Origin of the sequence: Oceanobacillus sp. AG, assembly GCF_009746545.1 — a bacterium.
GTDB lineage: Bacteria > Bacillota > Bacilli > Bacillales > Amphibacillaceae > Oceanobacillus > Oceanobacillus indicireducens.
The window spans coordinates 207,052-221,235 of sequence record NZ_WOWT01000002.1 but is presented as its reverse complement, the minus strand read 5'-3'; the positions used below and the strand labels follow the sequence as shown (position 1 = coordinate 221,235).

Sequence of the window (14,184 nt, the reverse complement as noted above, 5' to 3'; positions counted from 1 at the left end):
ATTGTTTATTTCAGCATCTTAAGTTTTTTAACTTTCTCTACAAGGTAACCATACAATTCCTCTTTCATTTCTGGATCCTCTAGAGCAAAATCTATCGTTGTTTTAACAAATCCCATTTTCTCCCCGACATCAAATCGCTTCCCTGCAAAATCATAAGCATATACATTTTGAGTTTCATTTAACTTCTCAATCGCATCCGTTAATTGTATTTCTCCACCCGCACCAATTTCATGCTCGCCTAAGAGGGTAAATATTTCAGGTGTAAACACATAACGTCCCATAATTGCCAGGTTTGAAGGTGCTGTTCCTTTTGCTGGCTTTTCCACGAATTTATTAACCTTGTACCTTCTGCCCTCTTTTACTCCTGGATCAACAATGCCATAACGATCTGTTTCATCTTCTGAAACCTGCTGAACACCCACAACAGAGCTACCTGTTTCATCGTACTGTTCAATCAATTGTTTCAATCCTGGGGTCTCAGCCTGTACGATATCATCTCCAAGAAGCACCGCAAAAGGTTCATCCCCAATAAATTTACGCGCGCACCATACTGCATGTCCCAATCCTTTTGGATCTTTCTGACGGATGTAATGTAGATCAATGTTGGAGGCATGATTAACTTTTTCTAACACATCATATTTCTCTTTATTTAATAGATTTTGCTCTAATTCATAATTATGATCAAAATGATCTTCAATAGCCCGCTTTCCTTTACCTGTTACAATAATAATATCTTCTATTCCAGATTCAATTGCTTCTTCCACAATATATTGAATAGTTGGCTTATCTAAAATTGGTAGCATTTCTTTCGGCATCGCCTTAGTTACTGGCAAGAATCTTGTACCTAGTCCAGCCGCCGGAATAATCGCTTTTCTTACTTTTTTCATATCAAGTCCTCCGCTTTGTATTATAATTATATTTATTACTTAAAATTAAGCCTGAACAGCCAACTGCTCCCGCTCCAAATAAACAATCTTCATCAATTCTTCTTTTAACTCCACACGATCAAACTCCATGAAATGCTCAAGTAATTCTTCAATTAAACTTGGATGAACCTCAACCGTTCTCCCAACATAAATTTTCTCATAAACCTCACCAGGAAGAACCTCGTCCTCACCTAATAACTCCTCAAACATCTTTTCACCAGGTCTCAGACCAGAATACTCCATTCTGATGTCGTCTTCAGTATAGCCCGACAACTTGATTAAATTCTTAGCCAAGTCAACAATTTTCACCGGCTCACCCATATCTAACACAAAAATTTCTCCACCTTGTGCCAATGTTCCAGCCTGAATAACAAGCCTCGATGCTTCCGGTATCGTCATAAAATACCTCGTAATATCAGGATGAGTTATCGTTATTGGCCCGCCATTTTCAATTTGCTTACGGAAAAGCGGAATAACACTCCCCCTACTTCCAAGCACATTACCAAAACGGACAGCTACAAACTTCGTATCACTCTGCTTAGCTAAATTCTGTACAACCATTTCAGCAACACGTTTAGAAGCTCCCATCACATTCGTTGGGTTTACTGCTTTATCCGTGGAAACTAAAACAAACGTCCTAACGTAGAACTTGTCCGCAGCTTCAGCGACATTTTTCGTACCAATAATATTATTTTTCACAGCCTCGTGCGGATTATACTCCATCAATGGAACATGCTTATGTGCCGCTGCATGATAAATAATTGCCGGCAGATGTTCCCCGACAATTTCAAAAATACGTTTTCGGTCCTTCACATCACCAATAACCGGAACAATCTCGATCTGTTCTTCCCCATATGCTTTTCGTAGTTCCATATCGATTTTGTAAATGCTGTATTCTCCGTGTCCGACTAGGAGAATCTTCTTCGGCGAAAAGCGCATCAGTTGACGACAGATCTCAGAACCAATTGAGCCGCCAGCGCCCGTAACCATCACCGTATTTCCCGTTACATATTCCGAAATGGCATTAATATCAAGTTTAACGGGTTCACGCCCAAGTAAGTCTTCTACTTCGATATTTTTCAGACTACTTACCGTAATTCTTCCTGTCATGAGATCCTCGATTTTCGGAATCATTTGCACCTGGGCTGGCGTACTCGCGCAAGCCTCGACAATATTTTTCAGTTCCCCACTTCTTAATGAGGGAATCGCAATTACAATATGTTCAACACCATATTCATCAACAATTCTTGGGATATCATTGACTGTTCCGACAACTGGGAGGTTATACATCTCCATTTTTTGTTTACTTAAGTCATCATCAACAAACGCAACTGGCTCGAGTTCTATATTATGTTCATTTTGTAATTGACGAACAATCATTGCGCCGGCAGCTCCGGCCCCGACGATAAGTGTCCGTTTTTGCGATTTGTTATTGTTGCTGATATAACGATCTCGATACATTCGCCAGATAAAACGAGATCCTCCAATTAATACAATATGTAATAGCCACGTAACGACTAAAGCGCGGCGAAGAATTGTAAAGTCATTTAACAGAAGCTGTACTACTCCAGCAGAGATGACGGATAGTGTCACAGCTTTAACAATGGCAATTAATTCCCCAACACTAGCATAGGACCACACTTTTTTATAAAGTTTAAAAATAGCTGCAAATAAATGATGAAAGATAACGAGTGCGATAGCAGATGAAATAATTGCAGTAGAAGTTAGTATGTCTGTATACGCTGGATATACTATCCATGCTGCAACAAATATTGCTGTTGCAACGATTATCGTATCTAGTAAGAAGAGCAATGATAAACGTTTTGAATAGGACATGAGTTCTCCTTTCTCATGAGGGTTAAGCCTTCATGTAGTAATTATTTTTCTTATGTATAGCGATACAGTACTTTTTCTCCATATAATGGTAAAGAAATTGCGCTGTTAGTTCAACAGTTGATACTTATCTACTACATTCACATGGAGAGTTCCCTGGTCTGCACTAAAAGAGACCAAGGAACTTTTTTCGTTTTATATTGGAGGGTTCCATTCGATTCACGTTCTGATTATCGATTAGCAATTCACTATTCTCAAGGAATATGTTCACATAATCATCACCATAATCGTTCTGGATCAATTGAAATGCTTCATTCATTGCAAATCCTCGTGATGACGTATTATGGGCATCAGATGCGATGAAATGTGTCAAGTTAGCTTCAATGATTTGTCCGCTGAATTTCTGAATGTTTTTCCCGAACTTTCCTACGACACTCGCTGCTGTAACTTGCGTAAGAGCACCCTTTTTTACAAATTCATAGAGCCTCGTTGGATGTTCAATCAATTCTTGGTTTCGTTCTGGATGCACAATGATCGGGATATATCCAGCAACTTGAATGTCAAATAACATCTGACTTGCATAACGCGGAACATGGTCGGAAGGAAATTCTACAAACACATACTTGGTATGGTTGATTGGTAAAATGACTTCATCTTCCAGTTCAGCAATCATGTCGCCATTTATCCTTGTTTCCTGACCTGGTAGAACAGTAAGCGGGATACCTTCTTTCAAGATCAATTCATTTAGTGTATCCACCCAACGGACGATGCTATCCCGTTCATTATCATATTTACCATTCCGGTGGTGCGGCGTCGCAACAAGCTTTGTGATTCCTTCGTTCACTGCAGCTCTTGCCATCTGCAAACTATCGATTTCAGATTGGGCCCCGTCATCAATACCGGGAAGGATATGAGAATGAATATCAATCATTTTAAAAGCACTCCCCTTCCATATTTCTACTCCATTTGACAACTAACGAAATAAACGCTTATCACCATTTTTAGAAAAAAATAAATTGTTTGATATACCATTATAGCAAAATTTGTAGAGTTTTGATAGGTATTTTTACATACTTTATACTATTTAAAGAACGGTTTAGGCTAACTATAAAACCCACGCAAAAAGAGCCCCTCTCTACCGCTGATTCCGCGAAAGGAAGGAGCTTGATTGCTAGTTTGTACCGTAATAGTAATAATAATTGGATGCTTTTTTCTCCCGGTCGTTTAGAACTACACCGAGTAGTTTCGCTTTCGCAGGCGCAAGCGCTTCTTTCGCTTTTTGAGCTGGCTCGATTTCTGTACTGCCGCTACGGACAACGAGCACCGAACCATCGACTAGGTTAGCCAAGATTTGTGCGTCTGTTACTGCTAGGACTGGTGGAGTATCGAATACGACGAGATCATAGCTTAGTTTCGCTTCTCTCAAAAGCGTCTCCATCTTCCTTGAACCAAGTAATTCGGAAGGGTTTGGTGGAATTGGTCCGCAAGTCATCACGTCCAGCGTATCGATATCTGTACGATTCACAGCTTCTTCCAGCGTAACTTCTCCGACAAGCACATTGCTTAATCCCCGCAAATTATCAAGCCGGAACGTATAATGCATTGTCGGCTTTCTTAAGTCAGCATCAATTAGTAATACCCGTTTCCCTTGCTGGGCATAAACAATAGCTAAATTTGCAGTCGTTGATGATTTCCCTTCTGCTGGGCCAGAGGAGGTTACAAGAAACGACTTCAAATCATTGTCAACCGAAGAAAACTGCATATTCGTTCTTACTGTACGAAATTGCTCTGAAATTGGTGATTTAGGATTTATTTTTGTAATTAGATGACGGATATTATTACTTAGTTTAGACTGATTCTTTTTGCGCGCCACTAAATCCACCTCTCTTCTGTCTGTCCAGTTGGAAATTCATTTGATTCGACCGGATATCTTCTGAATTCATATGTGAGATAACACCAAGTACCGGTAGTTCAAGATGTTTTTCTACATCGTCTTCTGTCGTAATGGAGTTGTCAAGATAGGCGAGTAGGAAAGCTAAACCGACACCGATCATTAAACCAAGAACGATCGCGATTGCAATGTTTAAAATTGGGTTAGGTGCGACTGGTGATGGGTTCGCGCTTAGCTGAGCCTCTGTTAACACACCTACGTTATCTACGTTCATAAACTCCTGAATTTTATCTTGGAATACAGCAACAGTAGTATTCGCAATATCCACTGCAAGTTCTGGATTTTCATCGGTTGCAGTCACCGTTACGACTTGTGAATCTTGTTCATTAGCAACCGCAATGTTCTCACTCAGCGCCCCTACTGTATATGGTAGATTCAGTTGACTGATGACTTCTTCTAAGATAGCTGGACTTTTGATAATTACGTTATATGTATTTATTATTTCGACGTTTGCCCGAATATCGTTAACGTTGTACGGGACTTCTTGCTCCTGAGTACTTTGGTTCACAATGAACTGCGAACTGGATTGATAAGTCGGAGTAAGAACAAAGTAGCTTACAACTGCCGCTACAACAGCCGCGCCAAGTGTGATGGCTAGAATAAGCAGTATGCGCTGCTTGATTACCTCAAATATCTCCTTTAAGGAAATTGTTTCTTCCATGGTGTTACCTCCATATTCCTTATGTAATTTTTATTTGTTTCAGTCTAAATATACTATATTTATATTCTTTATCATTGCACTTTACAATATGTGATTATAACACAAACCCATGGAAATAGTAGGGGGTTTTTTAGAAATGTTCAAGAGTTTACGAGATATTTAGAAGATAAGAATGGAAATATGTAGAAGCGGCGCCCTTTTATCCTAGTTCGTTTGAATCACGTTTGAGGCTGGAAAAACTCACCAAATGCACATTTGAGCACGTTGCTAACCCAATTTTATCCAATCTTTTGTCGAAGTTTCTCACTTATATTACAAAGAGATTACAAATCCATTAATATTCTAGTAAACTAGTCTTTTTGCGCTATAATAGATGGTAGTTATTTCTAATTTTAATAACGAGGCAACATTTCACAAATAAATATGACAAACTTTTCAACTACGAATCTTGTATTAATTCAACATAAGAGAGGGAGGATTTTTTAGTTGGCAAATAAAAAAATCTTTATGTCAGTAACAGCGGGAGCAGCGATTGCAGCAGCACTATTCGGAGCGGATGAAGCGTCGGCGGCATCGTACAAGGTACAATCAGGTGATTCTCTATGGACCATTGCCCAGAAGCACGGTACAAATGTAACAACATTGAAGAAACTGAACAGCCTAACTTCCGATATTATTTATCCTAACCAGGTACTTAAAACATCTGGATCATCATCAACCCCAGCGAAGTCAAATAAACCAAGTTCAAACAATAAAAGTAGTTCCGCAAGTACATATACGGTAAAAGCAGGAGACACATTAAGCGGAATTGCATCTCGTCACGGTATTTCTTTACAGAACCTAATGAAGTGGAACAATCTGAATACGACGCTAATTTATCCAGGCAATGTATTCCATGTAACCAATCCTGGTAATTCTAGCAACTCAACACCACCGAAAAATTCAAATGCTGGAAAAAGCAAGCCGAATAAACCGGCGACCGGAAGTGCCACTGTTTATGTCATTAAATCAGGAGATACACTATCACATATCGCGAAACAGCATGGCGTCAGCGTTTCGAACTTGAAGTCATGGAACAACTTATCTTCTGACATGATTTATGTCGGACAGAAATTGAATATTAACGGAAGTAGTGCAAGTTCACCTTCTAAAGGAAGTTCATCTTCTGGCAAAGCAAGTAGCAATGTAAGCTATAACGTGGACAAGCTGATTAGTACCGCTCGTAGTCATATGGGCGTACCGTATGTGTGGGGTGGCTCCTCACCTAGCGGATTCGACTGTAGTGGATTCATCTATTATGCATACAAAAATGCTGGGATGAGTATTAGCCGGACATCGACTCAAGGTTACTTTGACCGCTCATTTTATGTAAACACACCACAAGTTGGCGACCTTGTCTTCTTCTCCGGTACGTATAAAGCGGGAATTTCCCATATGGGAATCTATATTGGAAACAACCAGTTCATCCACGCAGGATCATCAACTGGTGTCACCATCACAAACTTGAATGACTCTTATTGGAGTAAGCACTTCGATAGCTACAAGCGATTTTATTAAAAAACTGGCCTTCCAAATGGGAGGTCTTTTTTTGTGGAATATTCTACACCTGTTATCAATAGAATGATGACAGGGGGCATGTCAAATGGATAATAAGCTAAATGTAGACAAGCTGGTGCGGTTTTATAACCTACAGGAAATGAAACGAGAAATCGAGCAGGAATTAGGTGAACTGAAAAAGGAGTTCAATAAAGCTTTTGACGAATCGGTTGGTGAGAATCAAACTGGAGAGTTTATTCGAGATGGGTATCAATTGAAGCGACAGATACGGAAAACGGAGAAGTTTGATGAAGAGCGAACAGTTCAACGGTTGGAGGAGCTGCGAATGGAAGATTTGATTGAGACAGTGCGGCGGCCGGATAAAGCGAAGATTAAAGCAGCGATTGAGCTCGGTTTACTTCGGTCAGATCAATTGGAGGATTTAGTCGTGCGGCAGTATTCAAAGGTGTTAATCGCTAAGCGTGTTTAACTTTTTCGGGGTAAGAAAAAGGCTATTGTCTGGACAATAGCCTTTTTTCATAGTATTATTTATTATTCATTGTCTCCCCAAGCCGCTTCATCTATAATAACCGTTGCATTCGGATGGTTATGTAAAGCGGATGCTGGGATGTCTTCTGAGATTGTACCTTTAAGAAGGCTGGTCACAGCGTCTCTTTTGTTTTCACCAGAGATAATCATGAGGATTTCTTTACTATCAAGAATGGTGCCAATCCCCATTGTAATTGCTTTTGTCGGAACTTCATCAATGGAGTCAAAGAAGCGGGCATTCGCTTGAATCGTCTCCTCTTTAAGACCGATAATATGAGTTCGCTTGTCAAAGGAAGTACCTGGCTCGTTAAAGCCGATATGGCCGTTATTGCCAATGCCAAGTAATTGAAGATCGATGTTACCTGCAGCTTTAATAGCTTCTTCATATTCACGGCATTCTTTTTCTAAGTTATCTGCCATACCACTTGGAACATGTGTTTTTTCTTTTGGTATATTGACATGCTCGAACAGATGCTTATCCATGAAGTAATGGTAGCTGTTCGGATCATCGTCTGTAATGCCAACATATTCATCCAAATTGAATGTCGTTGTATTCGCAAAATCAATTTCACCTTTGTTATATTTGTCAATCAGAATCTTATACATACCCTCTGGAGTCGAGCCAGTTGCAAGGCCAATGACCGGATTTTCAATAGCGTTCATACGCTCGGCTACGATTTCAGCAGCTTTTCTGCTCATTTCCTCATAATCTTTCACTTTCACAATTTTCATTTCTTCATTCCTCCTAAAGGATGAGTCTTAACATCTATACATTGGATTTCAACCAACATCATTACTATTATATCTAATTCATCATGTATTTAAAATCTTTTTTGTTATACATATGAAAAAATACTTTTTAAGTGTACACGAAATTTTAATATTTGCCTAGATATTTTGTGGGCTTTTTTTGTAAAAAATGTTACTTCCCTATCCGGAGAAGGCGCTGGGCTGGGTTTCGTTCTTTTACTGGCAGTTCCAGTTATTTTAGCGAAGCATTCTTTACTGTAGATACCCTTCTTTTGTATATCCCATCTTTTCCATATGCATAAATGTAATCCCCGCGCATAAATACTGGTCCAATAATACGCTTCCCTTTTTCGTCCACGACTTGCAGTTTTTCCTTTGGAGTATAGCTCCGTATTGTTTTTCGGAAACGCATCAGCTTTTGCCCATCTATTTGACCAATTAATCCCTTCTCGTCTAACACAAATTGCTGCAACGTATGTTGGCGGCTATCAACACGATAACGAATCGATTCCTTCCGCTCATTTAGTTGCACGAGAAAAAAGTCATCATAATAATAGAAGTATACTTCCTTTGAGCTCGCAACATTTAGTGCATAACAGTCAATAATTCCATAATCACTTGCATCCCACAACCGTTCACCGTTTATTGTATAAGCAACAACACCGGCGCTGCCCATCGGCTCTTCCCAGCCAAAGTTTCCAAATATCCCTTCATCAAAATAGCTTACCCAAATCGTGTCTGTTTCATCAACTTGAACACTCTCTATGCCGTCACCCAACGTGAAAGCATCAATTAATTGCCCGCTGTGATTATATCTTCTCGCGTTTCGTTCAATAGATGCATCTTCCTTTAGGCAACGGCTTTGGACGAGAAGCAACGTACCATCTGAGAAGATGTCTACTTCCGTCGGGATAAGCGGTACATTTTTTAATTCGACTGTTTCTATCCCGCCATCTTTTATCAGCTTGATGATCCAGTTATTTTTTGCAACCGGTCGACTGAAGAAATCGAGTTCTTCTATATCACTTTCGATTAAAATTAATGTGCCGTCTCTTGCTACTTGGCCGGATATGAAGTTTAGGCTTGAGGAATAGTCTATATGTTTTTCTAATATTAATTTCTCTATTTTCATCACCCTGACTAAAAAATACATTTATTGAATCGAAATATTATGATAAAGTGATCTCCCAAAACTCAAGATCATCAATGACTAAATCATATGGGTCTTTCACATCTGACCAGCGGATGTGGCGCTTTTTCGCAAGCCCTGAGTCCTCTTTACCACTCTGACTAGTAAAGTACTCTACAATCCCGCTTTCCTGGAGGGCTTCTTCTATATAAGCATGCAGGATGCTTAAACATTTAGCTTCCTCTGCAGTCCCTTGTAGTTGAAGTTTCAATGGGACGTCGCGAGCATCTGCCGCTACTTGATGCTTGAATGAAAAGTGCTGACTGTATGAGAATCGCTGTTTTAATTGGCTATCATAATTGTTTTCAAAATATAAATGGGCGAAATCTAACTCACTGTTAAAGACATTCGGTTGTTCAGGAGACAAAGGTGACTGTCCAAATGAACCTTGTGGTAATCTGATGGGTGAAGCAAGGTATATATATTGGGTCATAGCTGTATTCCTCTCTTACCTTTTTTAGAGTTGCCATCACTTTATACCAACACTCGAGAATATAATTCCAATAACGAGTGCCGTTATAATAAAATTTGGGATAGAAAGTATGATTTTATTTTTTAATACTATATTATCGAAACGTTTAAATAACGTAAACGCTAAAAACAATAAATACCCAAGAATAGGTAGGCATATGATGCTCGCTATTACATCTGTCTTTGTGAACGGTGGACCAAGGTTAATATCGTAAAAGTAATTCACTATTATAATTAATCCAAATAATATAGACTCTTGGATTAAAAACTTAAAATAATGCAAGTTATGGTGCTCCTCAACATAATTTATTTTTTTATTGCCCTACTTTGCTGTCTTATTACGGAATACGAACAGCGTAATTGCATTTAATAGAATGGTAACAACAAGCAGAACCGTGGCAGCAAAAACTACCGCCCCAGCTGTATCCATCAGGGCAGTCCAGTCTTCGATTTTCACCAGATGATAGGTGTAAAACATCTGGAAACATAGCGAAATAGCACAAGCACTCAAACTAAGCATGGAAAGCGTAATCCAATTCTTGTTGTTATTACTTCTATACCTCATTAGATTCATTGCAGGAAGAATCCAAGCAGTGAGTCCAAGAACAAAACTAGCAACATTAAGCAAACCCATCATATGTAATTCCCCTTTGTGTTTTTAATTTAATCCTCGGTATTTTTATTTGTTTCTTCCTCATCTTCATCATCTTTATCTTCCAAAACAATTTCGAACAAGGCAATAAAGATTGCAATTATAATCTCTGTTTTAAGAGATAGCGTGATACTGCTCATAAACTCATCCACCGTGAAGAGGACGAGCCAATTCGATGTGCTCTCGATGAGAAATCGGATAACAAGCACTTTTGCTTTTCCTGTCATATTTCGGACAGACAATTTGAATATTACCTTGGAAAACAATTCGAAAATGAGGCCGATCGCAAACAAATTGAAAACAAAAATAACTAATGACCAGTTTGAATCATACTGAACACCGAGCACTTTAAAAACGCCTGCGAGACCGAAAAAATAAATCCCAAATACAAAACCCACCGCCACGATAATTAGAAGCGCGATTCCTACGACTGTAACTATTTTTTCTTTTTTATTCATATTACGGCAGGATTCATCATTAGATTCTGGCATAACTTTGGTTCCCCTTCTTTTTTCAATAACTTTATGTAGTATTTAAATGGTAGCCTTATCTTCACGTGAAAACATCCACTCATTCGAGCGAGGGCTTCCTATTCAATTTTCACGTAAAGTGTTGATTGATCTCTTCCCGGTAACTTTCATCCATCCAGTCTGCATATTTTTCATAGATAGGGCGAATCGCTTCACTATTTCTTGCAATCACTTTACACCCTCTATCATCATAAATGTAAAATATAATATTTCTCGTCGTATTTATAAAAAATATATCCGGCGCATCTAAGTTAAATGGATTATGTATTCTTGGCTTCATTGGCGGAAAATCCTGGTTGCAAACTTTCTTCTATCATTTTTATACCGATAGCTATTCGTTACCAATATAATTTCCTCATCGGCTGAGAATAGGTCATGAAATAGGGAGATAGCTTGATGATAAACGGTATGAAAATAATCAGGATTCAGCTCATCACTCTCCTCTTTAAATGGATAGAATCCTTTGGCTAGTTTGAGATGGATACTTGTACTCCATTGGGAGGTGAGATTTGGCTTTAGAGTTAGGCCTGGGAAGTTCGTTTGGATGTATTTATTTAAGTGCATTTCTTTCTCCTCTTTTTTTGCAAGATTATTTTCCATGATGACTATAAACTCTTGCACTCGCGGATGGTATGAATTTTATTTTATAGTTTCTACCGAGTTCTTGTTTCACTTTTCCTGTTATAAAATGTCCTCTTTGATTAAACTTATTTTCCAGTTGGGTGCCGTGGGGAAGCAACTTTTCTAGTCCCCAATCTATCCATGTCCCGTAGCTCCTTGCCCAATCCGACAATTCCTCTGCTAATTCATTGGAAACGGGAACGTCTTCTATATCAAGATTGCAACCGCACCGATTACACCAAATCGGATCGGCCCCGACATCTCCTTCGATTTTTAAATCATTTGTTATTCCACTATCACAACAACAGTTCAAGGTAGATGACCTCCGTTTTAAATAAAAGTTGGTTCTTTCTTGATCGTGAGTAAATGCCCCGCTGGCAGTAATAATATTCTTTCATCCGTCTCCGTTAAATCTAGGCGTTCCATTCCCTAGTACCTTTTTCTGCTTGGGTGCTAAATAATAGTAATATGTCATTTTATAATCTCGCTTGTGTTGCTGGTAGTATTCGATACAATTTCTATTCAAAGGGTGGTTTTTTATCCAATTACAGAATTCTATTTTACTATTCTTTGTCATTTCATATTAATCCGTAATACGATATTATCCAAGTGAAAGTTTCGGCTTGGGAATATTTTTTATCACGTATTAACGGGTCTGTGATACCCCCACTTCTAAGCAAGAGGGAAGCCCAAGATGTGAAGGCGGGGGTTATACAGTCCGTAAATACCTGATTCGGTTCAACTAACATTCAGTGCGGGAGGGGAGGAAACCCCACTGAATGAAGTTTCACTTTATCACGCATTAACGGTCTATAGTACCCGCACTGAATGAAGTTTCACTTTATGATTCATGAAAAATACCCCTTCTCCACTGGGAAAAGGGGTTGGGTTGGGATGGATTTGATTATATTACACTCTTTTCATTCTTACACTTTCATTTCATTTTTTCCGGTAGCTGGTGGATGGAATCGATAAGCAGATTGAGCTTACCTTCAATCCGGTAGAGCAAATAAAAAGTCACCGCAATCGGAAAGCCAACTTCCGCGATAAACGAATACCATGCATCCATGTCTAATCCCTCCTTCTAGAAAGCGAATGATCGGTTTCATTTGATAGGCTAGAGGCCCCAATCGTCTAGATGAACAATTGGGGCCTCTGGTTTAAGATTTTAGTAAATCTCGATATCTTCTGTTATCTGCTCCACAACGCGAGCGCTTCGTTTCGCAACTAAGTCACCGCCGCTGGAGTTAAAGGCGTTCTGTTCAATAATGGTGTCCATTGCTTCGTTTACAGCCTCGTGATCGATCGGTTCGACCGGGTCATCCAATGTGTACGTGACAAGTTTCCCTTCTTGGTTTTCAAACTGCAATTGTAACTTCTTCATGGTTCCCCTCCTTTCTTCTGTTCATTGCCTCGTGAGTACTACGCTACATGCTGCTTAGTCTTCACGAATTTCGGAGCTGTCACGACGGTTGATTAGCGTGAGCGAGTGCTGCTGCAAGCCTTCGAACGCGATGGCGATCTCGTACAACTGATCTGCCGTTGCGCCCGGCTTCACATTGTTGAAGTTCTTATTCTTGTAGGTAGAATTCCCCGATTCCGGATCAACCCCTGTTAGAAAAACAAGCTGCAGCGTGGACTGTGTTAAGTCTTGTACTGCCATGTGCCTCACCTCCCTTTCACCTCTATAATCGAAAGGTGGTGGGGATTGGGGGTGTTCGTGTCGATTTTTTTGTAGAGGGACATTGGGGTCAGAGCAATTGTCCCAGTTTAGTTGTGAATTTCGGTTGTTTTACGGTGAACTTCAGTATGTAGCGGATTTTTTTAAAGGAGATGCGGGTTTTGCCGAATTGAGAATCGAAGCATGTAAATGGTGAACATGAGCTGCTTGCTCGGTGAACGATATAGATTGAATGAAATAAGTCGCACGCTTGATTCGTATGCTATTCCCCGGAATCGTGCGAATTCTTTCAGTTATGGTGTGCAATTCTCGAGTGACGTGCGAGGTTATACGGTGATGGAGCGTAATTCTAGAGTGACGTGCGAGTTTGTACGGTTACGTGCGCTAATCCCCGATAGCGTGCGAATCCTGCGTTCATCTCAGCAAAAAGAACAGCGTAGCAAACAGCGCCGGCCGCGCTGTTCGCGCCTTATTCGTTCGCTCCTTTCCCAGTTACTTCATTGCGAACATATTTTCATAGGTTATCGTAACTTGCTGTTGTTTCATTTCATCTACTTGCTCATTGAAGCGGTTAACTATCTGCCCAATTTTAAAATGAGTGTCCGACAGCAGGTTTCTATTTCGAACTTCTAATCTTTTTGTTTTTTGAACCATCTCGTCGACGATTTCTCCCTTTTGTCCTTCATCAATGAAAATCTTATGAACAAGCGTGAAGAATTCTGTGTCACTTTTTTCAATCTGATCGAGATGCTTTCGTAGCGCATCTTTTTTATAAGAAAAGTCTTCCCTTGGAAGTAATTCTTCCGTAACAGTGATTGAATGCGTTTCTTCCAT

At 39.6% G+C, this 14,184-nt stretch carries 19 protein-coding genes; 2 read left to right on the top strand and 17 right to left on the bottom strand.

Annotated elements, in window-relative coordinates:
* Positions 1–5: 5 nt before the first annotated feature.
* The 5 genes from galU to GN217_RS00975 form a co-directional block, all read right to left on the bottom strand.
* Positions 6–887, bottom strand: coding sequence for a UTP--glucose-1-phosphate uridylyltransferase GalU (gene galU, locus GN217_RS00995; protein ID WP_156854426.1), 882 nt, complete (start codon positions 885–887; stop codon positions 6–8).
* Positions 888–932: 45 nt separating this feature from the next.
* Entirely contained in the window at positions 933–2,762 is a 1,830-nt protein-coding gene (locus GN217_RS00990) for a polysaccharide biosynthesis protein (RefSeq protein ID WP_156854425.1), read from the bottom strand.
* Positions 2,763–2,925: 163 nt separating this feature from the next.
* A complete protein-coding gene (locus tag GN217_RS00985; RefSeq protein ID WP_156854423.1) occupies positions 2,926–3,690 on the bottom strand; it encodes a tyrosine-protein phosphatase in 765 nt (254 codons plus the stop codon).
* A gap of 240 nt (positions 3,691–3,930) precedes the next feature.
* The gene (locus GN217_RS00980) at positions 3,931–4,632 is read right to left on the bottom strand and encodes a CpsD/CapB family tyrosine-protein kinase (protein ID WP_156854421.1); all 702 of its coding nucleotides are present in this window, start codon (positions 4,630–4,632) and stop codon (positions 3,931–3,933) included.
* Positions 4,607–5,371, bottom strand: a complete 765-nt coding sequence (locus GN217_RS00975) for a YveK family protein (RefSeq protein ID WP_156854419.1) — start codon at positions 5,369–5,371, stop codon at positions 4,607–4,609. The genes GN217_RS00980 and GN217_RS00975 overlap by 26 nt, the downstream gene beginning before the upstream one ends.
* Positions 5,372–5,857: 486 nt before the next feature.
* On the opposite strand from GN217_RS00975, the gene GN217_RS00970 reads away from it, so the two are divergent.
* Positions 5,858–6,928: a C40 family peptidase gene (locus tag GN217_RS00970; protein ID WP_156854417.1), complete on the top strand. Its 1,071-nt coding sequence runs from the start codon at positions 5,858–5,860 to the stop codon at positions 6,926–6,928.
* Positions 6,929–7,013: 85 nt separating this feature from the next.
* Positions 7,014–7,397, top strand: coding sequence for a hypothetical protein (locus tag GN217_RS00965; protein ID WP_156854415.1), 384 nt, complete (start codon positions 7,014–7,016; stop codon positions 7,395–7,397).
* Positions 7,398–7,459: 62 nt separating this feature from the next.
* Here the strand turns inward: GN217_RS00965 and nagB are convergent, their stop codons facing one another.
* From nagB to GN217_RS00910, 12 genes are all read right to left on the bottom strand, one after another.
* Positions 7,460–8,188: a glucosamine-6-phosphate deaminase gene (gene nagB / locus GN217_RS00960; RefSeq protein ID WP_156854413.1), complete on the bottom strand. Its 729-nt coding sequence runs from the start codon at positions 8,186–8,188 to the stop codon at positions 7,460–7,462.
* 250 nt (positions 8,189–8,438) lie between these two features.
* Entirely contained in the window at positions 8,439–9,338 is a 900-nt protein-coding gene (locus tag GN217_RS00955) for a hypothetical protein (protein WP_156854411.1), read from the bottom strand.
* Positions 9,339–9,375: 37 nt separating this feature from the next.
* Complete coding sequence (locus tag GN217_RS00950; protein ID WP_156854409.1) at positions 9,376–9,828, bottom strand: hypothetical protein; 453 nt, start codon at positions 9,826–9,828, stop codon at positions 9,376–9,378.
* A 360-nt stretch (positions 9,829–10,188) separates the two neighbouring features.
* Positions 10,189–10,503: a hypothetical protein gene (locus GN217_RS00945; protein ID WP_156854407.1), complete on the bottom strand. Its 315-nt coding sequence runs from the start codon at positions 10,501–10,503 to the stop codon at positions 10,189–10,191.
* A 26-nt stretch (positions 10,504–10,529) separates the two neighbouring features.
* A complete protein-coding gene (locus tag GN217_RS00940; protein ID WP_156854405.1) occupies positions 10,530–11,009 on the bottom strand; it encodes a regulatory YrvL family protein in 480 nt (159 codons plus the stop codon).
* A gap of 109 nt (positions 11,010–11,118) precedes the next feature.
* Positions 11,119–11,328 carry a DUF3885 domain-containing protein gene (locus GN217_RS18815; protein WP_232334284.1) on the bottom strand — a complete coding sequence of 70 codons (210 nt, stop codon included), beginning with the start codon at positions 11,326–11,328 and terminating at the stop codon, positions 11,119–11,121.
* Positions 11,325–11,648: a DUF3885 domain-containing protein gene (locus tag GN217_RS18810; protein WP_232334283.1), complete on the bottom strand. Its 324-nt coding sequence runs from the start codon at positions 11,646–11,648 to the stop codon at positions 11,325–11,327. Before GN217_RS18810 ends, GN217_RS18815 begins: the two co-directional genes overlap by 4 nt.
* The gene (locus GN217_RS00930; protein WP_156854403.1) at positions 11,638–11,982 is read right to left on the bottom strand and encodes a hypothetical protein; all 345 of its coding nucleotides are present in this window, start codon (positions 11,980–11,982) and stop codon (positions 11,638–11,640) included. The genes GN217_RS18810 and GN217_RS00930 overlap by 11 nt, the downstream gene beginning before the upstream one ends.
* A gap of 621 nt (positions 11,983–12,603) precedes the next feature.
* Entirely contained in the window at positions 12,604–12,738 is a 135-nt protein-coding gene (locus GN217_RS00925; protein WP_156854401.1) for a YvrJ family protein, read from the bottom strand.
* 99 nt (positions 12,739–12,837) lie between these two features.
* Positions 12,838–13,053 (bottom strand): DUF2922 domain-containing protein, encoded by a 216-nt coding sequence (locus GN217_RS00920; RefSeq protein ID WP_156854399.1) that lies wholly within the window; start codon positions 13,051–13,053, stop codon positions 12,838–12,840.
* 54 nt (positions 13,054–13,107) lie between these two features.
* Positions 13,108–13,332: a DUF1659 domain-containing protein gene (locus GN217_RS00915; RefSeq protein WP_156854397.1), complete on the bottom strand. Its 225-nt coding sequence runs from the start codon at positions 13,330–13,332 to the stop codon at positions 13,108–13,110.
* A 510-nt stretch (positions 13,333–13,842) separates the two neighbouring features.
* A complete protein-coding gene (locus tag GN217_RS00910; RefSeq protein WP_156854395.1) occupies positions 13,843–14,184 on the bottom strand; it encodes a hypothetical protein in 342 nt (113 codons plus the stop codon).

What these genes read in the sequence shown, in the direction of transcription:
- galU (WP_156854426.1), bottom strand. Translation starts at nt 887, where the DNA reads ATGAAAAAAGTAAGAAAAGCGATTATTCCGGCGGCTGGACTAGGTACA.
- GN217_RS00915 (WP_156854397.1), bottom strand. Translation starts at nt 13,332, where the DNA reads ATGGCAGTACAAGACTTAACACAGTCCACGCTGCAGCTTGTTTTTCTA.
- GN217_RS18815 (WP_232334284.1), bottom strand. Translation starts at nt 11,328, where the DNA reads ATGAAGCCAAGAATACATAATCCATTTAACTTAGATGCGCCGGATATA.
- GN217_RS00990 (WP_156854425.1), bottom strand. Translation starts at nt 2,762, where the DNA reads ATGTCCTATTCAAAACGTTTATCATTGCTCTTCTTACTAGATACGATA.
- GN217_RS00950 (WP_156854409.1), bottom strand. Translation starts at nt 9,828, where the DNA reads ATGACCCAATATATATACCTTGCTTCACCCATCAGATTACCACAAGGT.
- GN217_RS00955 (WP_156854411.1), bottom strand. Translation starts at nt 9,338, where the DNA reads ATGAAAATAGAGAAATTAATATTAGAAAAACATATAGACTATTCCTCA.
- GN217_RS18810 (WP_232334283.1), bottom strand. Translation starts at nt 11,648, where the DNA reads ATGGAAAATAATCTTGCAAAAAAAGAGGAGAAAGAAATGCACTTAAAT.
- GN217_RS00925 (WP_156854401.1), bottom strand. Translation starts at nt 12,738, where the DNA reads ATGGATGCATGGTATTCGTTTATCGCGGAAGTTGGCTTTCCGATTGCG.
- GN217_RS00920 (WP_156854399.1), bottom strand. Translation starts at nt 13,053, where the DNA reads ATGAAGAAGTTACAATTGCAGTTTGAAAACCAAGAAGGGAAACTTGTC.
- GN217_RS00910 (WP_156854395.1), bottom strand. Translation starts at nt 14,184, where the DNA reads ATGGAAGAAACGCATTCAATCACTGTTACGGAAGAATTACTTCCAAGG.
- GN217_RS00985 (WP_156854423.1), bottom strand. Translation starts at nt 3,690, where the DNA reads ATGATTGATATTCATTCTCATATCCTTCCCGGTATTGATGACGGGGCC.
- GN217_RS00975 (WP_156854419.1), bottom strand. Translation starts at nt 5,371, where the DNA reads ATGGAAGAAACAATTTCCTTAAAGGAGATATTTGAGGTAATCAAGCAG.
- GN217_RS00965 (WP_156854415.1), top strand. Translation starts at nt 7,014, where the DNA reads ATGGATAATAAGCTAAATGTAGACAAGCTGGTGCGGTTTTATAACCTA.
- nagB (WP_156854413.1), bottom strand. Translation starts at nt 8,188, where the DNA reads ATGAAAATTGTGAAAGTGAAAGATTATGAGGAAATGAGCAGAAAAGCT.
- GN217_RS00940 (WP_156854405.1), bottom strand. Translation starts at nt 11,009, where the DNA reads ATGCCAGAATCTAATGATGAATCCTGCCGTAATATGAATAAAAAAGAA.
- GN217_RS00945 (WP_156854407.1), bottom strand. Translation starts at nt 10,503, where the DNA reads ATGATGGGTTTGCTTAATGTTGCTAGTTTTGTTCTTGGACTCACTGCT.